Source organism: Cellulomonas fimi (assembly GCF_028527925.1).
GTDB classification, from domain to species: Bacteria; Actinomycetota; Actinomycetes; order Actinomycetales; family Cellulomonadaceae; genus Cellulomonas; species Cellulomonas fimi_C.
The window spans coordinates 40,376-63,220 of the sequence record NZ_JAPESW010000022.1; the positions used below are offsets into that span (position 1 = coordinate 40,376).

The window sequence follows — 22,845 nt, forward strand, 5'->3', positions numbered from 1 at the left end:
GGCCGCTCCGGGAGCGTGCCGGGGTCATCCTCCGGGCGGAACGTTGTCCCCCCGAGGGTGGGTTCCGCGCCGCGAGGTTCCCGACGTGAGGCCGACGCGTCCGCGGGGGCGTCCGGGCCAGGCTTGTCGTCATGGCCACCGAACACCTGCCCGCCCGTGAGCACAGCACCGCGTCGCTCGGCGCCGTCGTCGCGTCGGTCGTGATCCTCGTGGGTCTCGTCCTCGGCGCGACGCTGGCCGTCAGCCAGGTCGTCGACCTCGCGGCGTGGGCGTTCGGTCGTCAGTGAGCGCCGGCTCCCGCGCGCCTGCTGACGGGGTGGAGGGACCTCGTCAGTAGGCGTACGGGAAGCCGGACCAGTCGGGATCGCGTCTTTGGAGGAAGGCGTCGCGTCCCTCGACGGCCTCGTCGGTCATGTAGGCGAGCCGGGTGGCCTCCCCGGCGAACACCTGCTGACCGGCGAGGCCGTCGTCCGCCAGGTTGAAGGCGAACTTGAGCATCCGGATCGCCTGCGGCGACTTGGTCGCGATGATCCGCGCGTACTCGAGGCCGGCCTGCTCGAGCTCGTCGTGCGGCACGACGTCGTTGACGGCGCCCCACGCGTACGCCTGGTCCGCGGAGTACTCGCGGGCGAGGAAGAAGATCTCCCGGGCGCGCTTCTGCCCGACCTGCCGCGCGAGCAGCGCGGACCCGTAGCCGCCGTCGAACGAGCCGACGTTGGCGTCGGTCTGCATGAACCGGCCGTGCTCGCGGCTCGCGATCGTGAGGTCGGCGACGACGTGCAGCGAGTGCCCGCCGCCCGCGGCCCAGCCGCCGACGAGCGCGACGACCACCTTGGGCATCGTGCGGATGAGGCGCTGCACCTCGAGGATGTGCAGCCGGCCGGCGCGCGCGGGGTCGACGTCCTGCGCGGTGTCGCCGTCGGCGTACCGGTACCCGTCGCGGCCGCGGATGCGCTGGTCGCCGCCCGAGCAGAACGCCCAGCCGCCGTCGCGCGGGCTCGGCCCGTTGCCGGTGAGCAGGACGGTCCCGACGGACGACGTGGTGCGCGCGTGGTCGAGCACCCGGTAGAGCTCGTCGACGGTGTGCGGGCGGAACGCGTTGCGGACCTCGGGCCGGTCGAACGCGACGCGCACGACGGGCAGGTCGCGCCCGGTGGCGCCGGCGGCGCGCTGCGCGTCGTCGGGCCGCGCGTAGCCGCGGTGGTACGTGAGGTCGGTGAGGTCCTCGAAGCCCTCGACGGTGCGCCAGCGGCGGGGGTCGAACGTCGTGGAGACGGGTGCGGGCAGCGCGGGCTCGGTCGGGGAGGTGTTGCTCACGTCGTCACCCTAGTGTCCGATGATTCTGGTACGGTCGTACTAGAACGTGCGCGGGACGGCGGACCTGACACCCGGCGCGCACGACGCCCGCCGACGCAGGCGGGCTCGCACGGAGGTGCCTCCCCATGGCCTGGATCGTCCTCGTCCTGTCCGGCGTGCTCGAGGCGGGCTGGGCGCTCGCGCTCAAGCAGTCGGCCGGCTTCACCAAGCTCTGGCCCAGCGTCTGGTTCGTCGTGCTCGCGGCCGCGTCGTTCGCCGGCCTCAGCTTCGCGCTGCGCACCCTGCCCGTCGGCATCGCCTACGGCGTGTGGGTCGGTGTCGGGGCGGCGACCACCGCGGTCGCCGCCGCGATCATGCTGCACGAGCGCATGTCGGTGCTGACCGTCGTGTCGCTCGTCCTCATCGTCGCGGGCGTCGTCGGCCTGCAGCTGTCCGGCAGCAGCCACGCGTGACCCGCACGGCCAAGGGCACGCTGCGCCGCGACCAGCTCGCCGCCGCGGCCGCCGACCTCGTGCTCCGCGAGGGGCCCGGCGCGCTCACGCACCGCCGGGTCGCGGCCGCGGCCGGCGCGTCGCTGTCGGCGACGACCTACTACTTCGCCGACCTCGACGAGCTCGCGGCGGCCGCCGGGACCGTGCTCGCGCAGTCGTGGGCGCGCAACGCCGCCTCCGTGCTCGCGACGCTCGACGCCGGTCCGCCGACGGGCGCCGACCAGGCAGCCGCCGCGGTGGTCGCCGCCGTCCTGCCCCCGGGCGACGACGACGCCGTGCGCGCGCAGTACGAGCACCTGCTCGGGGCGGGGCGCAACCGCGCGCTCGCACGGGCGTTCGCCGGCGGGCGTGCGCAGGTCGACGACGTCGTCGCCCGGGTGCTCGCGGCCGTCGGGCTCGACCTGCCGCCCGCGATCGCGGTCGCGCTCGTCGACGGGGCCGTCGTCAGCGCGCTGTCGGAGGACCGCCCCGTCCGGCCGACCGCGCGCGACCTGCTCCTCGCCGCCGCCGGCTGACGGTCGCGGCGACGACGCCCGCTCGTGCCGGCGGTCGACCGCCGACCCCGTCGACGTCCGGGAGCGCCGGGCAGCCGACGTACGCTGGCCCGATGCCCGCCACGTCGTCCCCGGTCGTCTGGTCCGTGCCGATGCGGACCCGGTTCCGCGGCCTGACCAGCCGTGACGGGGTCCTGGTCCGGGGCGACGCGGGGTGGGGCGAGCTCAGCCCGTTCTGGGACTACGACGCGGTCGAGTCCGCCGCCTGGTGGCGTGCGGCACGCGAGGCCGCCGACGAGGGCTGGCCCGACCCCGTCCGCGCGACCGTCCCCGTCAACGTCACCGTGCCCGCCGTCGACGCCGCGACCGCGCACCGGATCGTGCGCGCGTCGGGCGGCTGCCGGACCGCCAAGGTCAAGGTCGCCGAGCCCGGGCAGTCCGTCGACGACGAGGTCGCCCGGCTCGAGGCCGTCCGCGACGCGCTCGGACCCGGCGGTGCGATCCGCGTCGACGCCAACGCCGCGTGGGACGTCGACACCGCGGTCGCCCGGCTCGCGGTGCTCGACCGCGCCGCCGGAGGGCTCGAGTACGCCGAGCAGCCCGTGCCGACCGTCGACGACCTCGCCGCGCTGCGCCGCCGCACGAGCGTCCCGATCGCCGCCGACGAGTCCGTCCGGCGGGCCGACGACCCTCTCGCGGTCGCGCGCGCAGGCGCCGCGGACGTCCTCGTGCTCAAGGTCCAGCCGCTCGGCGGGGTCCGCGCGTGCCTGCGGATCGCCGCGGACTGCGGCCTGCCCGTCGTGGTGTCGTCGGCGCTCGAGTCGTCGGTCGGGCTCGCGGCGGGCGTCGCGCTCGCGGCCGCGCTGCCGGAGCTGCCGTACGCGTGCGGCCTCGCCACGGCGCAGCTCCTGGCGGCCGACCTCGTCGCCGACCCGCTCCTGCCGGTCGACGGCGCGCTGCCCGTCCGCCGTCCTGAGCCGGACGCGCGGCTCCTCGCGGCGCACGCGGCCGACGAGGCCCTGACCGCGCGCTGGCACCGCCGGCTCGAGGACGTCCTCGCGGTCGTCGGTGGCCGCAGCCCGGGCGGCACCGCGACCCCTCCGGACGGCCTGACCGGCTCGCACGTGACGTGGACGGCATGATGTCCGACGTGACGACGCAGCCACGCGACCCGAGCCCGGCCACCACGGCCGCGCGCGTGCTCGTGCAGGCGCTCGCGACGCTCGGCGTGCGGGACGTCGTGCTCGCCCCCGGGTCGCGCAGCGCCCCGCTCGCGTACGCGCTCGCCGACGCCGCCCTGCCCGACGACGAGCGTCCCGCCGGCGCCCCGGCGATCCGCCTGCACGTGCGCGTCGACGAGCGGTCCGCGGGGTTCCTGGCGCTGGGGCTCGCGCGCGCGGCGGCGCACGACGAGGACGGTGCGCGGCCGGTCGCGGTCGTCACCACGTCGGGCACGGCGGTCGCGAACCTGCACCCGGCGGTCCTCGAGGCGCACCACGCGGGCGTCCCGCTGCTCCTGCTCACCGCCGACCGCCCGCACGAGCTGCGCGGCACCGGCGCCAACCAGACCACCGTGCAGCCCGGCATCTTCGGGCCCGCCGTGCGGCTCGCCGCGGACGTGCCCGCGCCCGTCGGGCTGCCCGACGAGGCCCGCGACCTGCGCCACCTCGCGTCGCGCGCGGTCGCGGCCGCCACGGGCGCGCGCACGGGCGACCCCGGACCCGTGCACCTCGACCTCGCCTACCGCGAGCCGCTCGTCCCGTCGCCCGGGCCCTGGCCCGAGCCGTCGGCCGTGGGGCTCGGCAACGTGCAGTCGCGCGGCGCGGGCGCTCCGGGTGCGGTGACCGCCGCGCTCTCGGCGGTCGTCGACGCGCGCGCGGGGTCGGCGTCGACCGCCGGTGCGGGCGGTGCCGCGGCGTCCGGTCGGCGTCGGGGGGCCGTCCCGACCGTCGTGGTCGCGGGTGACGGCGCCGGCCCGGTCGCGCGACGCGTCGCGGAGGCGTGCGGCTGGCCCCTGCTCGCCGAGCCGTCGTCGGGCGCGCGCGGCGGGCCGAACGCGATCGCGGCCTACCGGCTCCTGCTCGCGGACCCGCGGCTCGGCGGTGCCGTCCGGCGCGTGGTCGTCCTCGGCCGCCCGACGCTGTCCCGGCCGGTGCAGCGCCTGCTGGGCCGCGCCGACGTGGAGGTCGTCGTCGTCGCCCCCCAGGGCGGTGCGTGGCCCGACGCCGCGCGCAACGCGTCCGACGTGCTCACCGAGGTGCCGGCCCGCATGCTGCGCGGCCGCCTGCACACCCCGACCGGCTGGCTCGAGGCCTGGCAGACGGCCGGCAAGGCCGCCGACGCGGCGGTCGACGCGCTCCTCGGCGGCCCGGGGGAGCGGGACGCGCGACGCTCCCGGAGCGGCACGCGGGTCACGGGCCCGGCGCTCGCCCGCGCGGTCGCGGGGGTGCTGCAGCCCCACGACGTCCTGGTCGTCGGCTCGTCCAACCCCGTCCGCGACCTCGACCTCGTGGCCCGCTGGGACACCGCCCCGCTCGTCCTCGCGAACCGCGGGCTCGCCGGGATCGACGGCACGCTCTCGACCGCCGCCGGCGTGGCGCTCGGGCTCCCGCGCCGCCGCGTGCGTGCGCTCGTCGGCGACCTGACGTTCCTGCACGACGTGGGCGGTCTGCTGCGCGGCCCGCTCGAGCCCGTCGTCGACCTGCAGGTCGTCGTCGCGAACGACGACGGCGGCTCGATCTTCGCGACCCTCGAGCCCGGCGAGCCCGAGCGGTCCGCCGTCTTCGAGCGCGTGTTCGCGACCCCGCACGGCGTCGACGTCGCGGCCCTGTGCGCGGGGTACGGGGTGCGGCACACGCGCGTCGTCGACGCCGAGGGCCTGCTGCCCGCGCTCGCGGCGCCCGGGCCGGGCCTGAGCGTGGTCGAGGTCCGCGTCGACCGGACCGGGCGGCGTGCGCTCGGCGAGCGCGTCGCGGCCGACGTGGCGCGGGCCGTCGAGGGCGCGCTCGGCTGACCTTCCTGCCCGGCGCATGAGGAACTGACAGCAAGTTCCCAGGTTCGTCTGAGCCTCCCTCCAGCGCGACGTCCTTTCATGGAGGTCGACAAGGAGGGACCCACGATGACGACCACCCCTGAGCACGGCGCGGGCGAGAACCACCCCCAGGCGCAGCCGACGCAGCCGATCCCGCCGATCGGCGCGACGCAGCCCCTGCCCACGCAGCCGGCCCACCCGACCAACCCCTTCACCGCACCGCACCCCGCCGCGCCCGGCGAGGTCCACGCGCAGGAGCAGGCCCGCCGCCAGGCGGCGCACGAGGAGGCGCAGCGGGCGCGCGCCGAGCGCGACGCCGCGTACCACGCGCAGTGGGCGGCGGCGCAGCAGGCGGCCGCGCAGCACGCCGCGGCGCAGTCGTTCGCGCAGCAGCACCCGGCCCAGCCGTACCCGTCGCCGCAGCAGCCCGTCGCCGTGGGCGCGCATCAGCCGTCGGCCGTGCACCCGCAGGCCGCGCCGCAGCACGCGCCGTACGGGCCCGTCCGCACCGCCCCGGCGGGCGCCGGCGTGCCGCCGTACGGCCCGACCGCGACGCAGCCCGGCACCACCGGCCCGCGCAAGCGCCGCACGTGGATCCCCGTCGTGTCGGCCGCGGCGGCCGCCGCGATCCTCGGCGTGGCCGCGACCGGTGCCGCCTTCACGATCGGCGACGAGCGGGCCGACGGCTCGCGCCCGGCGTCGCTCGCCGAGATCGGCCGCGACTCCACGGACACCGTCCCCGTCGCGGGCTCGACGAACGACGACCCCGACTGGCAGGCCGTCGCCCAGGCCGTCGCGCCGTCGGTCGTCGCGATCGAGGTCAGCACCGGCCAGGGCGGCGCCCAGGGCTCGGGCGTGATCGTCGACGACGAGGGCCACATCGTGACGAACAACCACGTCGTGGCCGGCGCGCAGGGCAAGGTCCAGGTCACGCTGACCGACGGCCGCCTGTTCGAGGCGAGCGTCGTCGGCACCGACCCGACGACCGACCTCGCGGTCATCAAGCTCGACGACGCACCCGACGACCTCGTCGCGGCGGCGCTCGGCGACTCGGCCAAGGTCGAGGTCGGCCAGTCCGTCATGGCGGTCGGCAACCCGCTCGGGCTCGCGAACACGGTGACGACCGGCATCGTCTCGGCCGTCGACCGCCCGGTGTCGACGTCCGCCCAGGACGGCAGCCAGGCGACCGTGACCAACGCGATCCAGGTCGACGCCGCGGTGAACCCCGGCAACTCGGGCGGTCCGCTGTTCGACGCGCAGGGCCGCGTCATCGGCATCAACTCGTCGATCGCGACGATGTCGCAGCAGTCCGGCTCGATCGGCCTCGGCTTCGCCATCCCGGTGAACCTCGTGAAGAACATCGCGACGCAGCTCATCGACGACGGCACCGCCGAGCACGCGTTCCTCGGCGTGAGCCTGTCCGACGGCACCGCGACCGCCGACGGCGTGACCCGCCGTGGCGCGGTCGTCGAGGAGGTCAGCGCGGACTCGCCCGCGTCGAAGGCCGGCCTCGAGGCCGACGACGTCGTGGTCGCGATCGACGGCAAGGCCGTCGGCGGCGCCGAGTCGCTCACCGCGTACGTGCGGGCGCTCGCGTCGGGCGACGAGGCCACGCTCACCGTCGTCCGCGACGGCAAGGCGTCCGAGGTCGACGTGACGCTCGCCGCCCGGCAGGAGACGGCCCCGGCCCCGCAGGACCAGCAGGGTGGCCAGGGCCAGGGCCAGGGCCAGGGCCAGGGCCAGGGCCCGCAGGGTCCCGGTGACCTTCCCGGCGGCATGACGCCCGAGGACCTCTGGGAGTGGTTCCAGGGCCAGGGCCAGGGCTGACGTCTCGATCCCGAGAACCGCGGCCCCGGTGACGGACCAGCACCGGACACCGGGGCCGCTCAGGACACGCGGCTCGCTCACCTGAGCCGCTCACCGCGGTCGACCCGACCGCCACCGCCGGGCACCTGCACCCCCCCGGGTGCCCGGAACCCCGACCCGCACGGGTCACCGCCTCACGGCCGCGTCCCCCGCCCGTGACGGCGACGACACCCGTGCGGCGTCGCGAGGGCCGCTCTCCCCGGCGGCCCTCGCCGCCGCGGTCACCGACCGCGTCGACGCCCCCGGCCCCACGGACGGCCGGGGGCGTCGTGCTGCCCGGAGCGGGGCGGTGGGGGTCAGCGACGCGTCAGGCGTCGCGGCCGAGCGCGTCGCGCATCGGCACGAGCTTCGCCTCGGACTCGGCGAGCTCGGCGGCGGGGTCGGACGCGGCGACGATGCCGCAGCCCGCGAAGAGCCGCACCTCGCGCGGGTCCTGCGCGTCGACCTGCGCGGACCGCAGGGCGATGCCCCACTCGCCGTCGCCGTCGGCGCCCATCCACCCGACGGGCCCGGCGTAGCGGCCGCGGTCCATGCCCTCGACCTGCGCGATGAGCGCACGGGCGGCGGTCGTCGGCGTGCCGCACACGGCGGCGGTCGGGTGCAGCGCGGCGGCGAGCGCGAGCGACGACGGGTGCGTCGCGGTGCCGACCGGCGCGGCCAGCACGCCGGTCACGTCGGACGCGAGGTGCAGGACGTTCGGCAGGTGCAGCACGAAGGGCACGTCGGGCACGTTGGTCGACGAGCAGAACGGCTCGAGCGCGTGCGCGACGGAGGACACCGCGTACTCGTGCTCCTCGAGGTCCTTCGACGAGTGCGCGAGGATCGCGGCGCGCGCCATGTCCGCCGCGTCGTCGCCGGTCCGGCGGATCGTGCCGGCGAGCACGCGCGAGGTGACGAGGCCCTTCTCGGACCGGACGAGCAGCTCGGGCGTCGCGCCCAGGAGCCCGTCGACGCTGAACGTCCAGCACGACGGGTACCGGCGGGCGAGCCGCTGGAGGGCCCACCGCACGTCGACGGGGTGCTGGGTGCGCGCGCGCACGTCGCGCGCGAGGACGACCTTGTCGACCTCGCCTGCGCGGATCGCGGCGACACCGGCGGCGACGACGTCGCGCCAGTCGTCCGCGCGGACGGCGCCGTCGCGGTACTCGACGTCACCCGGGGCGACGGGCGGGACGTGCGGGCCGACGACGTCGGCGAGCGTGGGCGCCGCGCTCAGGCGCGGCCCGGCGGTGATGGTCGTGAGCCACGTGCGGCCGCCGCGGCGGCCGACGACCACGCGCGGCACGACGACGACGCCGCCCGCGGGGGAGTCGTCGTCGAACGCGAACGACGCGAACGCGACGGGCCCGGTGCCGGGCACGTGCACCTCGTCGCGGACCACGGCGTGCGCGAGGACGGACCGCCACGCCTCCTCGGCGCGCGCGAACCGGTCGGCGCCGGTGACCTCGACGCGCAGCGTCTCGCCCCACGCGACGATCCCGTCGCCGCGCCGCACCCACGCGAGCGGCGCGTCGGAGGGCAGCAGGTCGAGCAGGTCCGCGGGGTCGGGGGTGCCGTCGGCGTCGTGCGTCCGGCCGAGGTCGTCGAGGGCGACCGTCCGCACCACGAGCGGCTGGGGGACCGCGTCCGCGGGCGCGGCGGTCTGCGTGGTCATCACGTCCAGGGTAGGACTCGTCGCGTGCGGTGCCCGTCGGCTGCGGTGTGACGTACGCGGCACCGGCGAGCGGCGCGGCGCGCGGGACGCGGCTCGTCGGCGGAGGGCGGACCTGCGACGATGGGCGCCATGTCCCGTGCCTCGCTCGAGAAGGACCCCCGCGACGTCGCGCGCATGTTCGACGCGGTCGCGCACCGGTACGACGTCACGAACGACGTCATCTCGCTCGGCCAGGACCGCGCGTGGCGCAAGGCGACGCTCGGTGCGCTCGCGGCGCAGCCGGGGGAGACGGTGCTCGACCTCGCCGCCGGGACGGGCACCTCGGCGGAGCCGCTCGCGGACGCGGGCGTGCGGGTCGTCGCGTGCGACCTGTCGATGGGGATGCTCGAGGTCGGCAAGCGCCGCCGGCCGGACCTCGCGTTCGTGGCCGGCGACGCGCTGCACCTGCCGTTCGCGGACGCGTCGTTCGACGCCGTGACCATGTCGTTCGGCCTGCGCAACGTGTCCGACGTGCCGGCCGCGCTCGCGGAGCTGCTGCGCGTGACGAAGCCCGGCGGGCGGCTCGTGGTGTGCGAGTTCTCGACGCCCACGTGGAAGCCGTTCCGCACGGTCTACTCGAACTACCTGATGCGTGCGCTGCCGCCGGTCGCGCGCGCCGTCTCGAAGGAGCCCGAGGCGTACACGTACCTCGCGGAGTCGATCCGGGAGTGGCCGGACCAGCGCGCGCTGGGCCTGATGGTCAAGCGCGCGGGCTGGGAGCACGTGGCGTTCCGCAACCTGTCCGGCGGGATCGTCGCGCTGCACCGCGGCACGCGTCCGGAGTGAGCCGTGCGGGTCGGCCGACCGGGTGACGACGCTGGTCGCGGCCCGTCGTGCGCGGTCCGCCCGATTCTCACGGCCCTTCGCGGGTGGTGCGCCGTGCCCGCGACGCCGGTGACCGGCGTGGTGCCGATGCGGAGCCGCAGGCCAGCGGCCCTTCTTCACGCCGCCTCCACAGGTTAGGCACACCTTCGGAGACACCGTCAGATGCCGTGGTTACACTCGCGCTGACCGCACGTGAACATCGTCACAAGTGGGGAGCCGCTCGTGGTGGGGACGACGACGGATGACGCTGACGTCATCGTCGTGGGCGCAGGGCCGGCCGGCTCGAGCGCCGCGTTCCACTGCGCCTCCGCGGGCCTCGACGTGCTCCTCCTCGAGAAGGCGGCGTTCCCGCGCGACAAGGTCTGCGGCGACGGCCTGACGCCGCGCGCGGTCGCCGAGCTCGTCCGCATGGGGCTGCCACTGCGCGAGCAGGACGGCTGGATCCGCAACCGCGGCCTGCGCGTGATCGGCGGCGGCCACCGCCTCGAGCTGCCGTGGCCCGAGCTGTCCTCGTACCCGTCGTACGGGCTCGCGAAGTCCCGCATGTCGCTCGACCACACGCTCGCGTCGCACGCCCGCGCGGGTGGCGCCAAGCTGCTCGAGCGCACGTCCGTGACGGGCCCCGTGCGCGACGAGCGGACGGGCCGGATCGTCGGCGTCACCGCCCGCCCGGTCGACGACAAGGGCCACCGCGCGGGCGACGAGGTCGTCTACCGGGCACCCGTCGTCATCGCGGCCGACGGCGTCTCGACGCGGCTCGCCACCTCCGCCGGCCGCACCAAGCGCGACGACCGCCCGATGGGGGTCGCCGTCCGCACGTACTTCCGCACGCCCCGCCACGACGACCCGTGGATGGAGAGCCACCTCGAGCTCTGGGACGGCGAGCCGGGCCGGTCGGACCTCATGCCGGGCTACGGCTGGATCTTCTCCCTCGGCGACGGCACCGCGAACGTGGGGCTCGGCTCGGTGAGCTCGACCGCCGCCGCGACGAAGGTCGACTACAAGGCCCTGTTCGCCGCGTGGATGCGCAACGCGCCCGCCGAGTGGGAGTTCACGCCCGACAACCAGGTCGGTCAGGTGCGCGGCGCCGCGCTCCCGATGGGCTTCAACCGCGGGCCGCTGTACGCCGACGGCCTCATGCTTGCGGGCGACTCCGCGGGCATGGTCAGCCCGTTCAACGGCGAGGGCATCGCGTACGGCCTGCAGGCCGGCCGGGTCGCCGCCGACGCGATCGCGCAGGGCCTCGCGCGCGGGACGGCGGCGGGCCGCGAGCGCGCGTTCGCGACGTACCAGCGCCGCATGAAGGACGACCTCGGCGGGTACTACACGCTGGGCCGCGTGTTCGTCCGGCTCATCGAGCACCCCGAGGTCATGCGGATCTGCACCCGCTACGGCCTGCCGCGGCCGCTGCTCATGAAGTTCGTGCTCAAGCTGCTGTCCGACTGCTACGAACCCCGGGGCGGTGACATGGTGGACCGGGTGATCGCCGGGCTGGCGCGGATCGCACCGGCCGCATGAGCTGTCCGCCCCGCACCCGCCACCGGCTCGGCCTCGACGAAGAGGAGTGACGTCCTGATGGACAACCCGTACGCCCCGCTGCTCGTCCTCATGGGCATCGCGGCCGTGCTCGCGCTCGGCGGTGTCGGGGCCAGCGCGATCCTCGGACCCAAGCGCTACAACCGCGCCAAGCTGGAGGCGTACGAGTGCGGCATCGAGCCGACGCCGCACGCGGTCGGCGGCGGCCGGTTCCCCATCAAGTACTACCTGGTGGCGATGACGTTCATCGTCTTCGACATCGAGGTCGTCTTCCTCTACCCGTGGGCCGTCGCGTTCGGCGACCTCGCGGTGTTCGGGCTCGTCGCGATGCTCGTGTTCCTGGTGCTCATCACGGTGCCGTTCGTCTACGAGTGGCGGCGCGGGGGCTTCGAGTGGGACTGACGTCACGGACGAGGGCACGGCGGCCGGGAGAGGCTCCCGGCGGCGCGCTGACAGGCAGGGCCACAGGCACGACGGCACGGCGACGGACGGAGGGCTGACGCATGGGGATCGAAGAGGCTCCCTCGGGATTCCTGCTGACGACGGTCGAGGACCTGGTCGGCTACTTCCGCAAGGGCTCGCTCTGGCCGGTGACGTTCGGCCTCGCGTGCTGCGCGATCGAGATGATGGCCGCGGGCGCTCCGCGGTACGACCTGTCGCGGTTCGGCATGGAGGTGTTCCGCGCGTCGCCGCGGCAGGCCGACCTGATGATCGTCGCGGGCCGGGTCAGCCAGAAGATGGCGCCCGTCGTGCGGCAGGTCTACGACCAGATGTCCGCGCCGAAGTGGGTGCTGTCGATGGGCGTGTGCGCCTCGTCGGGCGGCATGTTCAACAACTACGCGATCGTGCAGGGCGTCGACCACGTCGTGCCCGTGGACATCTACCTGCCGGGCTGCCCGCCGCGGCCGGAGATGCTCATCAACGCGATCCTCACGCTGCACGAGCAGATCCAGAACGAGCCGCTCGGCGTGAACCGTCGTGAGGCCGCGGCCGCCGCGGAGGCCGCCGCGCTCGCCGCGACGCCCACCTCGCACATGACGGGCCTGCTGCGATGACCGACGAGAAGACGGGCCAGGAGAAGGACGCAGCGGCGGCCGTGAAGCCCGGCGACGCCGGCACCGGCGCCCAGAAGACCAGCGAGGCCGCGCTCGAGGCCGGCGGCCAGAACGTCCCGGCCGCGCGCACGCCGCTCGAGGTGGTCGACGTCCGCCAGGGCATGTTCGGCGCGCACGGCACGGGCGACACCTCCGGGTACGGCGGGCTCGTCGTGCCGGTCGTGCTGCCCGGGCCGAGCGAGCGGCCGTACGGCGGCTGGTTCGACGAGGTCGTCGACGTGCTGACCGAGGTCCTCGACGAGAACGGCACGGGCTTCGCGAACGCCGTCGAGTCGGTGGTCGTCGACCGCGAGGAGCTCACGCTGCACGTGGCGCGCGAGCACGTGGTCGCGGTCGCGAGCGCGCTGCGCGACGACCCCGACCTGCGGTTCGAGCTCAGCCTCGGCGTCAGCGGCGTGCACTACCCGCACGAGACGGGCCGCGAGCTGCACGCCGTCTACCACGTGGTGTCGGTGACCCACGGGCGTCGCCTGCGGTTCGAGGTGACGGCTCCGGACGCCGACCCGCACATCCCGTCGACGACGTCCGTCTACCCGGCCAACGACTGGCACGAGCGCGAGACGTACGACTTCTTCGGCATCGTCTTCGACGGCCACCCCGGCCTCGCGCGCATCGAGATGCCCGACGACTGGCCGGGCCACCCGCAGCGCAAGGACTACCCCCTCGGCGGCATCCCGGTCGAGTACAAGGGCGCGACCGTGCCGCCCCCGGACCAGCGGAGGTCCTACTCATGAGCACCCCCCACGCGACCGCGCACCTGGTCGACGACGAGACCACGGGCGTCCCGACGTTCGAGGCGTCCGGCGGCGACTGGTCGGACATCGCCGAGGAGGCGGCGCGCCTCGGCGAGGAGCGCATCGTCGTCAACATGGGTCCCCAGCACCCGTCGACGCACGGCGTGCTCCGCCTCATGCTCGAGATCGACGGCGAGACGGTGACCGAGGCCCGCGCGGGCATCGGCTACCTGCACACCGGCATCGAGAAGAACATGGAGTTCCGCACCTGGACCCAGGGCGTGACCTTCTGCACGCGCATGGACTACGTCGCGCCGCTGTTCCAGGAGGCCGCGTACTGCCTGGGCGTCGAGAAGCTGCTCGGCATCACGGACGACGTCCCCGAGCGCGCGACCGTCATCCGCGTGCTGCTCATGGAGCTCAACCGCATCGCGTCGCACCTCGTGTGCCTCGCGACCGGCGGCAACGAGCTCGGTGCGACGACGATCATGACCGTGGGCTTCACGGCCCGCGAGGAGGTCCTGCGGATCTTCGAGCTCATCACGGGCCTGCGCATGAACCACGCGTTCATCCGCCCCGGCGGTGTCGCGCAGGACATCCCGCCCGGCGCGATCGACACGATCCGCGAGGCGCTGTCGTCCATGCGCCACTACTTCAAGCAGCTCGAAGACCTCATGCTGGCGAACCCGATCCTCCAGCTGCGGCTCAAGGACGTCGGCTACCTCGGGCTGTCCGGCTGCATGGCGCTCGGCATCACGGGTCCGGTGCTGCGGTCGGCCGGCCTGCCGTACGACGTGCGCAAGGCCGCGCCGTACTGCGGCTACGAGACGTACGACTTCGAGGTGCCGGTCGCGACCGAGGCGGACTCGTGGTCGCGCGTGATCCTCCGCATGGAGGAGTGCTACCAGTCGATGAACATCGTCGAGCAGACCCTCGACCGCCTCCAGAAGATGGGCCCCGGCCCGGTCATGGTGGGCGACAAGAAGATCGCCTGGCCCGCGCAGCTCGCGATCGGGTCGGACGGCATGGGCAACTCGCTCGACCACATCAAGGAGATCATGGGCACCTCGATGGAGGCCCTGATCCACCACTTCAAGCTCGTGACCGAGGGCTTCCGCGTCCCGGCCGGCCAGGTGTTCCAGACCGTCGAGCACCCGCGCGGCGAGCTCGGCGTGCACCTCGTGTCCGACGGCGGCACGCGCCCGTACCGGGCCCACTTCCGGGACCCGTCGTTCAACAACCTGCAGGCCGTGTCGATCATGTGCGAGGGCGGGCAGGTGGCCGACGTCGTCGTCGCCGTCGCGTCGCTCGACCCGGTGCTCGGAGGGGTGGACCGCTGATGTCGGTCGAGGAGATCGGGGGCGCCCGCATCCCGGGCGCGACGCACCGCACGTCGTTCGACGACGAGACGCGCGCGCGCCTGTCGGCGGACGCCGCGGTGATCAAGGCCCGCTACCCGCAGGAGCGCTCGGCGCTGCTGCCGCTGCTCCACCTGGTGCAGTCGGAGGACGGCTACGTGAGCCCGCGCGGCATCGCGTTCTGCGCGGCCGAGCTCGGGCTGACGACCGCCGAGGTCAGCGCGGTCGCGACGTTCTACACGCAGTACAAGCGGCACCCCAACGGCGACTACACGGTGGGCGTGTGCACCAACACGCTGTGCGCGGTCATGGGCGGCGACGCGATCTGGGAGGAGCTCTCCGACCACCTCGGCGTCGGCCACGACGAGACCACCGAGGACGGCGCGATCACGCTCGAGCGGATCGAGTGCAACGCGGCCTGCGACTACGCGCCGGTCGTGATGGTCAACTGGGAGTTCTTCGACAACCAGACGCCCGACTCGGCGCGCGACGTCGTCGAGGCCCTGCGCGCCGGGACGCCCGTCGCCCCGACGCGCGGCGCGGACCACGTGTGCACGTTCAAGGAGATGAGCCGCGTGCTCGCGGGCTTCTCCGACGGCCGCGCCGACGAGGGCGTGGGGGCCGGTCCCGCGACGCTGCGGGGCCTCGAGCTCGCGCGGCAGGAGGGCTGGACGGCGCCGCCGTTCACCGACGAGGAGCGCACGCGCGCCGCCGAGCAGGCCCGGACGCCCGCGCGGGGCACCCCGCGTGCCGCGGCACCCGCGGGTGAGCGTCCCGCGTCCGCGGCCGAGCCCACCCCCGCGGGTACGCCCGCGCCGGGTGCCGAGCAGTCGAGCGCCGAGCGTCCCGCGGTCAGCGAGCGCGACGTCTCGGCCGAGCAGGAGCAGCGCAAGCAGTCCTCCGACGACGCGAAGGAGTCGTGATGGCGACGACCCTGGCCCCGGTCCTCACGGACACCTGGGACGCGGACAGGTCCTGGACGCTCGGCGCCTACGAGCGTGCGGGCGGGTACCGCGGCCTGCGCCGCGCGCTCGGCATGCAGGCGGCCGACGTCGTGACGATGGTCAAGGACTCCGGTCTGCGCGGCCGCGGCGGTGCGGGCTTCCCGACGGGCATGAAGTGGGGCTTCCTGCCCGCGCCCGACGGCGGCCCGCGCTACCTCGTGGTCAACGCGGACGAGTCCGAGCCCGGGACCTGCAAGGACATCCCGCTCATGATGGCCAGCCCGCAGCACCTGATCGAGGGCATGATCATCACGAGCTACGCGATCGGCTGCCACCACGCGTTCCTCTACGTGCGCGGCGAGGTCCTGCACGTCTACCGGCGCCTGCAGCGCGCGATCGAGGAGGCCCGCGCGGCGGGCTACCTCGGCACGAACATCCTCGGCTCGGGCTTCGACCTGGAGATCACGCTGCACTCCGGTGCGGGCGCGTACATCTGCGGCGAGGAGACCGCGCTGCTCGACTCGCTCGAGGGCCTGCGCGGCCAGCCGCGGCTCAAGCCGCCGTTCCCCGCGGTCGCGGGCCTGTACGCGCGCCCGACCGTCGTGAACAACGTCGAGTCGATCGCGTCGGTGCCGGGCATCGTGCGCGGCGGCGCGGACTGGTTCAAGGGCATGGGCACCGAGCGGTCGACGGGCCATGGCCTGTTCAGCCTGTCGGGCCACGTGACGCGGCCCGGCCAGTACGAGGCGCCGCTCGGCATCACGCTGCGCGAGCTGCTCGACATGGCGGGCGGCGTCCGCGAGGGGCACCAGCTGAAGTTCTGGACGCCCGGCGGGTCGTCGACGCCGCTCTTCACGGCGGAGCACCTCGACGTGCCGCTCGACTACGAGTCGGTCGGTGCCGCCGGGTCGATGCTCGGCACGCGTGCGCTGCAGATCTTCGACGAGACGACGTCGGTCGTCCGCGCCGTGACGCGCTGGACCGAGTTCTACAAGCACGAGTCGTGCGGCAAGTGCACCCCGTGCCGCGAGGGCACGTACTGGCTGGTCCAGGTGCTCAAGCGCATCGAGGCGGGTCAGGGCACGCACGCCGACATCGACCTGCTGCTCGACCTGTGCGACAACATCCTCGGCCGCGCGTTCTGCGCGCTCGGCGACGGCGCGACGAGCCCGATCACGTCGGCCGTGCAGTACTTCCGGGAGGAGTTCGAGGCGGGCACGCATACGCCCGCCGACGTGCTCTTCCCGCCCGAGCACAGCTCGCTGTTCACCTACGCCCCCCGGCGCGGCCGGGCGGCCCTCGCGGGGGTGCACGCATGACCATCACGTCCTCCGGCCCGACGACGGCGACCCCGCTCGTCCCGGCCGCACCGGCGCCCGCCGCGCCCGAGCCGACGGACACCGTGACGTTCGAGATCGACGGCCTCGAGACGACGGTGCCCAAGGGCACGCTCGTCATCCGCGCCGCCGAGCAGGTCGGCATCCAGATCCCGCGGTTCTGCGACCACCCGCTGCTCGCGCCGGCGGGCGCGTGCCGCCAGTGCCTCGTCGAGGTCTGGGCCCCGGGCCGCGACGGCAACCTCGCGAAGATGCCGAAGCCGCAGGCGTCCTGCACGCTCGAGGCCACGCCCGGCATGCAGGTCAAGACGCAGCACACGTCGCCCGAGGCCGACAAGGCGCAGCACGGCGTCATGGAGCTGCTGCTCGTCAACCACCCGCTCGACTGCCCGGTCTGCGACAAGGGCGGCGAGTGCCCGCTGCAGAACCAGGCGATGTCGAACGGTCGCGCGACGACGCGCTTCGTCGACGTCAAGCGCACGTTCCCCAAGCCGATCGCGATCTCGACGCAGATCCTCCTCGACCGTGAGCGGTGCGTCCTGTGCCAGCGCTGCACGCGGTTCTCGGAGGAGATCGCGGGCGACGTGTGGATCGACCTGCAGAAGCGCGGCGCGCAGCAGCAGATCGGCACGTTCGACACGGACGTCCTCGGGTTCGCGGGCGACACCCCGGTGGGCGCGTCGACGCAGGACACGTCGGGCCGCCCGTTCGCGTCGTACTTCTCCGGCAACACCGTGCAGATCTGCCCGGTGGGCGCGCTGACCAGCGCCGCGTACCGGTTCCGGTCCCGCCCGTTCGACCTGGTGTCCACGCCGGGGATCGCGGAGCACGACTCCCAGGGCTCGGCGATCCGCGTCGACCACCGGCGCGGCGTCGTGCTGCGGCGGCTCGCGGGCGACGACCCCGTCGTCAACCAGGAGTGGATCACCGACAAGGACCGCTTCGCGTTCACGTGGCAGTCCGCGCCGGACCGCATCACGACCCCGCTGGTCCGCAACGCGGCGGGCGAGCTCGAGCCCGCGTCGTGGATCGAGGCGCTCGACGTCGCGGCCGCGGGCCTGCGCGCGGCGCAGGCGCCGTCCGACCCGCGGGAGACGGCGGTCGGTCTGGCCGCCCTCCCGGGTGGCCGCCTCACGCTCGAGGACGCCTACGCGTGGTCGAAGTTCGCGCGCGTCGCGCTCGGCACGAACGACGTCGACGGCCGCGCCCGCCCGCACTCCGCGGAGGAGGAGGCGTTCCTCGGCCACCACGTCGCGGGTCGCACGCTCGAGGTCACGTTCGGCGACCTCGTCGCCGCGCCGGCCGTGCTGCTCGTCGGGCTCGAGCTCGAGGAGGAGGCCGGCATCGCGTTCCTGCGGGTGCGTGAGCAGGTCGTCAAGAAGCGCACGCGCGTGCTGTCCGTCGCGCCGCTCGCGAGCCGCGGGCTCGAGCGGCTCTCCGGCACGCTGCTGGCGGCGGCCCCGGGCACGGAGGCGGAGGTGCTCGACGGGATCGTCGCCGGTGCCGACGACGTGCTCGGCGACGCCGCGGCCGCGCTCGCCGCCGAGGGCGCCGTGGTGCTCGTGGGTGAGCGGCTCGCGTCGTCGCCGGGCGCGTACTCGGCGGCGCTGCGGCTCGCGGCCCGGACCGGCGCACGCCTGGCGTGGGTACCGCGCCGTGCGGGCGAGCGGGCGGCCGTCGAGACGGGCCTCCTGCCGAGCCTGCTGCCGGGCGGTCGTCCGGTCGCCGACTCGGGCGCCCGCGTCGACATCGCCGCGGTCTGGGGAGTCGAGCACCTGCCCGCCGAGCCGGGACGATCGACGTCCGAGATCCTCGCCGGCGCACGCGCCGGCCTGCTGGGCGGGCTCGTCGTCGGCGGCCTCGAGCCGCGTGACCTGCCCGACCCGGCGATCGCGCGCGAGGCCCTCGACCGCGTGCCGTTCCTCGTCTCGCTCGAGGTCCGCCGCTCCGAGGTCACCGACCGCGCCGACGTGGTCCTGCCGGTCGCGCCGCCCGTGGAGAAGGCCGGCACGTTCGTCACGTGGGAGGGACGGCCCCGGCCGTTCACGCAGGCGCTCACGTCGCGCGCGCTGCCCGACCACCGTGTGCTCGACCGCCTCGCCGACGCGCTCGGTGCGGAGCTCGGCACGGGGTCGCTCGCGGCCGTGCACGCCGAGCTCGACCAGCTCGGCGGCTGGGACGGCGCGCGCGTCGACGCCCCGGACGTCGCGCCCGCCGAGCCGCCCGCCGTCGCCGCCGGGACCGCGGTCCTCGCGACGTGGCACCAGCTGCTCGACGACGGTCGCCTGCAGAGCGGCGAGCCGTTCCTCGCGGGCACGGCCAAGCGGCCCGTCGCACGCGTGTCGGCGGCCACCGCGGCCTCGGTCGGCGTCGTCGACGGGGGAGCGATCGCGGTCTCGACCGACGCCGGGACCATCACGCTGCCGGTCGTCGTCACCGACATGCCGGACCTCGTCGTCTGGCTCCCGACGAACGCACCCGGCAGCGCCGTGCGCGACGCCCTGCACGCGGACGCGGGTGACCTCGTCCGGATCGCCGCCGCGCCGGGTGAGCTCACGCGCGAGGAGACCGGCACCGGGCAGGATGCCGGTCGCAGTGCCCACGAGGAGGTCGGCGCATGACCCTGCAGCTCGCGGTCGACGGCACCACCGCCGTCGCGGCCGACTTCAGCAACGACAACTTCTGGATCTGGCTGCTCAAGGCGGTCGCGATCGTCGTCTTCCTGCTGACCAGCGTGCTGTTCGCGATCTGGTTCGAGCGCAAGGTCGTCGCGCGCATGCAGGTGCGGCCCGGCCCCAACGTGCACGGCCCGTTCGGCCTGCTCCAGTCGCTCGCGGACGCGATGAAGCTCCTGTTCAAGGAGGACGTCACCGTCAAGGCGGCCGACAAGCTGGTCTACATCGTCGCGCCGATGATCGCGGTGTTCTGCTCGCTGCTGACGTTCGCGGTCATCCCGTTCGGGCCGTCGGTCAGCATGTTCGGGATCGTCACGCCGCTGCAGCTCACGGACTTCCCCGTCGCGGTGCTGTACATCCTCGCGTGCGCGTCGGTGGGCGTGTACGGCATCGTCCTGGGCGGTTGGTCGTCCGGCTCGACCTACCCGCTGCTCGGCTCGGTGCGCTCGACTGCCCAGGTCATCTCCTACGAGCTCGCGATGGGCCTGTCGCTCGTGAGCGTGTTCATCCTCGCCGGCTCGATGTCGACGTCGCAGATCGTCAGCTCGCAGACGCAGGTCTGGTGGTTCCTGCCGCTGCTGCCCGCGTTCGTCCTCTACATCGTGTCGATGGTCGGCGAGACGAACCGTCTGCCGTTCGACCTCCCCGAGGCCGAGGGCGAGCTGGTCTCGGGCTACATGACCGAGTACTCCTCGATGAAGTTCGCGTGGTTCTTCCTCGCGGAGTACATCAACATGCTCAACGTCTCGGCGGTCGCGACGACGCTGTTCCTCGGCGGCTGGCGCGCCCCGTTCATCCCGGCGGACCACTTCCTCCAGCAGGGCTGGTGGCCGGTCCTGTGGTTCCTCGCCAAGCTCTGGGCGCTCATGTTCGTGTTCGTCTGGATCCGCGGCTCCGTCCTGCGCTTCCGGTACGACCAGTTCATGAAGCTCGGCTGGAAGGTGCTCATCCCCGCCGCGCTCGTGTGGGTCGTGTGCGTCGCGGTCGTGCAGGGCGTGCGGCAGTTCTCCGGCCTCGAGCTGCGCACGCTGCTGTTCGTCCTCGCGGGGATCGTCGTCCTGGGCCTGCTCGTGTCGTTCGCGATCCCCGAGCGCAAGAAGTCCGCGGAACCGCCCCAGCCGTCCGGGCGGCAGCCGTTCGACCCGTACGCGGGCGGCTACCCCGTCCCGCCGCTGCCCGGCCAGACGCTCCCGCCGTCGCCGCGCAAGCAGCGCGCCGCCCAGGCGGCCTCGACCGACGTCCCCCAGGTCACCCAGGAGGTGCACGGTGGCTGACCAGCGCAAGCCCACGGCCAAGGGCAAGCCCGCCGGCAAGAAGCCCGGCGCCGCCCGGCCCGCAGGCGCCACGCCCGCGGGCGGTGCGGCAGCGCCCGGCGCCCAGCCCGGCCGCACGGTCGCCCCGCGTCCGCGCGGCGGCGAGGTCACGACGCGCGAGACCGAGGGCTACACGTCGCTCATCGAGCCGCGCACCGGGCTGTCCGAGGTCCTCGCACCCGTCGGCGGGTTCGGCGTCACGCTGTCCAACATGTTCCGGCCGACGGTCACGGAGCAGTACCCGTCGGAGAAGGTCCCCGCCAAGCCGCGGTACCACGGGCGCCACCAGCTCAACCGGTACGCCGACGGGCTCGAGAAGTGCATCGGCTGCGAGCTGTGCGCCTGGGCGTGCCCCGCGGACGCGATCTACGTCGAGGGCGCCGACAACACCCCGGACGCGCAGTTCAGCCCGGGGGAGCGGTACGGCCGCGTCTACCAGATCAACTACCTGCGCTGCATCTTCTGCGGGCTGTGCATCGAGGCGTGCCCGACGCGCGCCCTGACGATGACGAACGAGTACGAGCTCGCGGGCCCGACGCGCGCCGGGATGATCTGGGAGAAGCAGGACCTGCTCGCACCGCTGCGCCAGGGCATGCTCGCGGCGCCGCACCCCATGGTCGAGGGCACCGACGACACCGCCTACTACCAGGGCAAGATCACCGGCCCGGACGACGCGCAGCGCGCGTGGGTCGCCGAGCACCGCCCCGACGACCCGACGCTGCCCGGCGGTGCGGGCGTCGAGGCCGCGAACGTCCCCGGCCCGACCGCCGCCGCGCAGGCCGCGCTCGCCGCCGCCGCGACCAAGCAGGGCTCCCGATGAGCGCGGTCCTCGGGCACGCGCTCAGCGCCGCCCCGCTCGGCATGACCGCGCTCGACGGCGGCGAGGCCGGCACCGGCGAGGCGGTGCTGTTCTGGGTGCTAGGCCCGATCATGGTGCTCGCCGCGCTCGGCCTGCTGTTCGCGCGCAAGGCCGTGCACGCCGCGATGTCCGTCGTGGTCGTGATGATCTCGCTCGCGTTCCTGTACGTCGCGCAGGACGCGGTGTTCCTCGGCGTCGTGCAGGTCGTCGTCTACACCGGCGCCGTCATGATGCTGTTCCTCTTCGTCCTCATGCTGGTCGGCGTCGACGCGTCCGACTCGCTCGTCGAGACGATCCGCGGCCAGCGCTGGATCGGCGTGCTCGCCGGCGTCGGCCTGGGCGTCGTGCTCGCGGGCGTCGTCGGCCGTGCCACGTACGGTCCGGCCCAGGGGCTCGACGCCGCGAACGAGGCGTCCAACCCCGTCGCGATCGCGCACGTCGTGTTCGGCGAGTACGTGCTCGCGTTCGAGGTCGTGGGAGCGCTGCTCGTGACCGCCGCGCTCGGCGCGCTCGTCTACACCCACCGCACCCGGCTGGTCCCGCGGGTCGGCCAGAAGGAGCGTGCGGACGCGCGCGTCGCCGCCGGTGCCCACCCGGTGTCGCTGCCCGCGCCCGGCGTGTACGCGCGGCACAACGCGATGGACGTCCCGGCCCTCGGTCCCGACGGCCGCCCGATCGACGACTCGGTCCCGCGCGTGCTGCGCGTCCGCGGCCAGGAGGCCGACGCGGCCGAGTTCGCCGCGCGCACCGAGCGCGTGCAGGCCGGCCGGCTCGCCGGTACGCGGTTCGCGTCGAGCGACCCGGCGACCGGCGACGGGCCCACGCCGCCGCCCGCCGCGGACCCGGACGGCGCGCGCGTCAACGTGCCCGACCTCGACGCGGCCGTGAGCGACAGCGGCCAGCACGGACCGTCGACCGGACCCCGCGGGGTCGCCGGACAGGAGGACCAGGCGTGAGCCTCACCCACTACCTCGTCCTCGCCACGATCCTCTTCACGATCGGGGCGACGACGGTGCTGCTGCGGCGCAACGCGATCATCGTGTTCATGGGCGTCGAGCTCATGCTCAACGCGACGAACCTGCTGCTCGTGACGTTCTCGCGGATCCACGGCGCGCTGACGGGCCAGGTCCTGGCGTTCTTCGTCATGGTCGTCGCCGCGGCCGAGGTCGTCGTCGGCCTCGGCATCATCGTCGCGATCTTCCGTACCCGGCGCTCGGCCTCGGTCGACGACGTGAACCTGCTCAAGAGCTGAGGGGC

General features: G+C 74.6%; 21 protein-coding genes. 19 read left to right on the plus strand and 2 right to left on the minus strand.

Annotated elements, in window-relative coordinates:
- Positions 1-131 precede the first annotated feature (131 nt).
- Positions 132-287: a hypothetical protein gene (locus tag OMK64_RS11810; RefSeq protein WP_272728577.1), complete on the plus strand. Its 156-nt coding sequence runs from the start codon at positions 132-134 to the stop codon at positions 285-287.
- 43 nt (positions 288-330) lie between these two features.
- Here OMK64_RS11810 and OMK64_RS11815 read toward each other — a convergent pair whose 3' ends face one another.
- Positions 331-1,317 (minus strand): 1,4-dihydroxy-2-naphthoyl-CoA synthase, encoded by a 987-nt coding sequence (locus OMK64_RS11815; RefSeq protein WP_272728578.1) that lies wholly within the window; start codon positions 1,315-1,317, stop codon positions 331-333.
- A gap of 125 nt (positions 1,318-1,442) precedes the next feature.
- Between OMK64_RS11815 and OMK64_RS11820 the strand changes: the two genes are divergently transcribed.
- The 5 genes from OMK64_RS11820 to OMK64_RS11840 all read left to right on the plus strand — a co-directional run bounded on the left by OMK64_RS11820 (position 1,443) and on the right by OMK64_RS11840 (position 7,160).
- The gene (locus OMK64_RS11820) at positions 1,443-1,769 is read left to right on the plus strand and encodes a DMT family transporter (RefSeq protein WP_272728579.1); all 327 of its coding nucleotides are present in this window, start codon (positions 1,443-1,445) and stop codon (positions 1,767-1,769) included.
- Entirely contained in the window at positions 1,766-2,323 is a 558-nt protein-coding gene (locus tag OMK64_RS11825) for a TetR/AcrR family transcriptional regulator (RefSeq protein WP_272728580.1), read from the plus strand. The genes OMK64_RS11820 and OMK64_RS11825 overlap by 4 nt, the downstream gene beginning before the upstream one ends.
- A gap of 92 nt (positions 2,324-2,415) precedes the next feature.
- The gene (locus OMK64_RS11830; RefSeq protein WP_272728581.1) at positions 2,416-3,444 is read left to right on the plus strand and encodes an o-succinylbenzoate synthase; all 1,029 of its coding nucleotides are present in this window, start codon (positions 2,416-2,418) and stop codon (positions 3,442-3,444) included.
- Positions 3,444-5,315, plus strand: coding sequence for a 2-succinyl-5-enolpyruvyl-6-hydroxy-3-cyclohexene-1-carboxylic-acid synthase (menD, locus tag OMK64_RS11835; protein WP_374694091.1), 1,872 nt, complete (start codon positions 3,444-3,446; stop codon positions 5,313-5,315). Before OMK64_RS11830 ends, menD begins: the two co-directional genes overlap by 1 nt.
- A 105-nt stretch (positions 5,316-5,420) precedes the next feature.
- The gene (locus tag OMK64_RS11840) at positions 5,421-7,160 is read left to right on the plus strand and encodes a trypsin-like peptidase domain-containing protein (protein ID WP_272728583.1); all 1,740 of its coding nucleotides are present in this window, start codon (positions 5,421-5,423) and stop codon (positions 7,158-7,160) included.
- Between the two features lie 346 nt (positions 7,161-7,506).
- Here the strand turns inward: OMK64_RS11840 and OMK64_RS11845 are convergent, their stop codons facing one another.
- Entirely contained in the window at positions 7,507-8,853 is a 1,347-nt protein-coding gene (locus tag OMK64_RS11845) for an isochorismate synthase (protein WP_272728584.1), read from the minus strand.
- 129 nt (positions 8,854-8,982) lie between these two features.
- Here OMK64_RS11845 and OMK64_RS11850 point away from each other — a divergent pair, with 129 nt between their 5' ends.
- The 13 genes from OMK64_RS11850 (at position 8,983) to nuoK (ending at position 22,840) form a co-directional block, all read left to right on the plus strand.
- Entirely contained in the window at positions 8,983-9,678 is a 696-nt protein-coding gene (locus OMK64_RS11850) for a demethylmenaquinone methyltransferase (RefSeq protein ID WP_272728585.1), read from the plus strand.
- Between the two features lie 231 nt (positions 9,679-9,909).
- Complete coding sequence (locus OMK64_RS11855; RefSeq protein ID WP_374694089.1) at positions 9,910-11,235, plus strand: geranylgeranyl reductase family protein; 1,326 nt, start codon at positions 9,910-9,912, stop codon at positions 11,233-11,235.
- 57 nt (positions 11,236-11,292) lie between these two features.
- The gene (locus OMK64_RS11860) at positions 11,293-11,655 is read left to right on the plus strand and encodes an NADH-quinone oxidoreductase subunit A (protein WP_272728586.1); all 363 of its coding nucleotides are present in this window, start codon (positions 11,293-11,295) and stop codon (positions 11,653-11,655) included.
- A gap of 101 nt (positions 11,656-11,756) precedes the next feature.
- The gene (locus OMK64_RS11865; RefSeq protein ID WP_124344448.1) at positions 11,757-12,308 is read left to right on the plus strand and encodes a NuoB/complex I 20 kDa subunit family protein; all 552 of its coding nucleotides are present in this window, start codon (positions 11,757-11,759) and stop codon (positions 12,306-12,308) included.
- A complete protein-coding gene (locus OMK64_RS11870; protein WP_272728587.1) occupies positions 12,305-13,102 on the plus strand; it encodes an NADH-quinone oxidoreductase subunit C in 798 nt (265 codons plus the stop codon). The genes OMK64_RS11865 and OMK64_RS11870 overlap by 4 nt, the downstream gene beginning before the upstream one ends.
- Positions 13,099-14,442, plus strand: coding sequence for an NADH-quinone oxidoreductase subunit D (locus tag OMK64_RS11875; RefSeq protein WP_272728588.1), 1,344 nt, complete (start codon positions 13,099-13,101; stop codon positions 14,440-14,442). The genes OMK64_RS11870 and OMK64_RS11875 overlap by 4 nt, the downstream gene beginning before the upstream one ends.
- Entirely contained in the window at positions 14,442-15,383 is a 942-nt protein-coding gene (gene nuoE / locus OMK64_RS11880; protein ID WP_272728589.1) for an NADH-quinone oxidoreductase subunit NuoE, read from the plus strand. The genes OMK64_RS11875 and nuoE overlap by 1 nt, the downstream gene beginning before the upstream one ends.
- Complete coding sequence (gene nuoF, locus OMK64_RS11885; RefSeq protein ID WP_272728590.1) at positions 15,383-16,723, plus strand: NADH-quinone oxidoreductase subunit NuoF; 1,341 nt, start codon at positions 15,383-15,385, stop codon at positions 16,721-16,723. The genes nuoE and nuoF overlap by 1 nt, the downstream gene beginning before the upstream one ends.
- On the plus strand, positions 16,720-19,362 hold the full coding sequence (locus OMK64_RS11890) for an NADH-quinone oxidoreductase subunit G (RefSeq protein ID WP_272728591.1): 2,643 nt from the start codon (positions 16,720-16,722) through the stop codon (positions 19,360-19,362). The genes nuoF and OMK64_RS11890 overlap by 4 nt, the downstream gene beginning before the upstream one ends.
- A complete protein-coding gene (nuoH, locus tag OMK64_RS11895) occupies positions 19,359-20,690 on the plus strand; it encodes an NADH-quinone oxidoreductase subunit NuoH (RefSeq protein WP_272728592.1) in 1,332 nt (443 codons plus the stop codon). The genes OMK64_RS11890 and nuoH overlap by 4 nt, the downstream gene beginning before the upstream one ends.
- Positions 20,683-21,549, plus strand: coding sequence for an NADH-quinone oxidoreductase subunit NuoI (gene nuoI / locus OMK64_RS11900; protein WP_272728593.1), 867 nt, complete (start codon positions 20,683-20,685; stop codon positions 21,547-21,549). The genes nuoH and nuoI overlap by 8 nt, the downstream gene beginning before the upstream one ends.
- Complete coding sequence (locus tag OMK64_RS11905; RefSeq protein ID WP_374694090.1) at positions 21,546-22,544, plus strand: NADH-quinone oxidoreductase subunit J; 999 nt, start codon at positions 21,546-21,548, stop codon at positions 22,542-22,544. The genes nuoI and OMK64_RS11905 overlap by 4 nt, the downstream gene beginning before the upstream one ends.
- Positions 22,541-22,840 carry an NADH-quinone oxidoreductase subunit NuoK gene (gene nuoK / locus OMK64_RS11910; RefSeq protein WP_272728594.1) on the plus strand — a complete coding sequence of 100 codons (300 nt, stop codon included), beginning with the start codon at positions 22,541-22,543 and terminating at the stop codon, positions 22,838-22,840. The genes OMK64_RS11905 and nuoK overlap by 4 nt, the downstream gene beginning before the upstream one ends.
- The last annotated feature ends 5 nt before the right edge of the window (positions 22,841-22,845 follow it).

Bases quoted from the DNA above. Each gene is read 5' to 3' on its own strand.
- OMK64_RS11810 (WP_272728577.1), top strand. From the start codon at position 132: ATGGCCACCGAACACCTGCCCGCCCGTGAGCACAGCACCGCGTCGCTC.
- OMK64_RS11820 (WP_272728579.1), top strand. From the start codon at position 1,443: ATGGCCTGGATCGTCCTCGTCCTGTCCGGCGTGCTCGAGGCGGGCTGG.
- OMK64_RS11830 (WP_272728581.1), top strand. From the start codon at position 2,416: ATGCCCGCCACGTCGTCCCCGGTCGTCTGGTCCGTGCCGATGCGGACC.
- menD (WP_374694091.1), top strand. From the start codon at position 3,444: ATGTCCGACGTGACGACGCAGCCACGCGACCCGAGCCCGGCCACCACG.
- OMK64_RS11840 (WP_272728583.1), top strand. From the start codon at position 5,421: ATGACGACCACCCCTGAGCACGGCGCGGGCGAGAACCACCCCCAGGCG.
- OMK64_RS11845 (WP_272728584.1), bottom strand. From the start codon at position 8,853: ATGACCACGCAGACCGCCGCGCCCGCGGACGCGGTCCCCCAGCCGCTC.
- OMK64_RS11850 (WP_272728585.1), top strand. From the start codon at position 8,983: ATGTCCCGTGCCTCGCTCGAGAAGGACCCCCGCGACGTCGCGCGCATG.
- OMK64_RS11860 (WP_272728586.1), top strand. From the start codon at position 11,293: ATGGACAACCCGTACGCCCCGCTGCTCGTCCTCATGGGCATCGCGGCC.
- OMK64_RS11865 (WP_124344448.1), top strand. From the start codon at position 11,757: ATGGGGATCGAAGAGGCTCCCTCGGGATTCCTGCTGACGACGGTCGAG.
- OMK64_RS11870 (WP_272728587.1), top strand. From the start codon at position 12,305: ATGACCGACGAGAAGACGGGCCAGGAGAAGGACGCAGCGGCGGCCGTG.
- OMK64_RS11875 (WP_272728588.1), top strand. From the start codon at position 13,099: ATGAGCACCCCCCACGCGACCGCGCACCTGGTCGACGACGAGACCACG.
- nuoE (WP_272728589.1), top strand. From the start codon at position 14,442: ATGTCGGTCGAGGAGATCGGGGGCGCCCGCATCCCGGGCGCGACGCAC.
- nuoF (WP_272728590.1), top strand. From the start codon at position 15,383: ATGGCGACGACCCTGGCCCCGGTCCTCACGGACACCTGGGACGCGGAC.
- OMK64_RS11890 (WP_272728591.1), top strand. From the start codon at position 16,720: ATGACCATCACGTCCTCCGGCCCGACGACGGCGACCCCGCTCGTCCCG.
- nuoH (WP_272728592.1), top strand. From the start codon at position 19,359: ATGACCCTGCAGCTCGCGGTCGACGGCACCACCGCCGTCGCGGCCGAC.
- OMK64_RS11905 (WP_374694090.1), top strand. From the start codon at position 21,546: ATGAGCGCGGTCCTCGGGCACGCGCTCAGCGCCGCCCCGCTCGGCATG.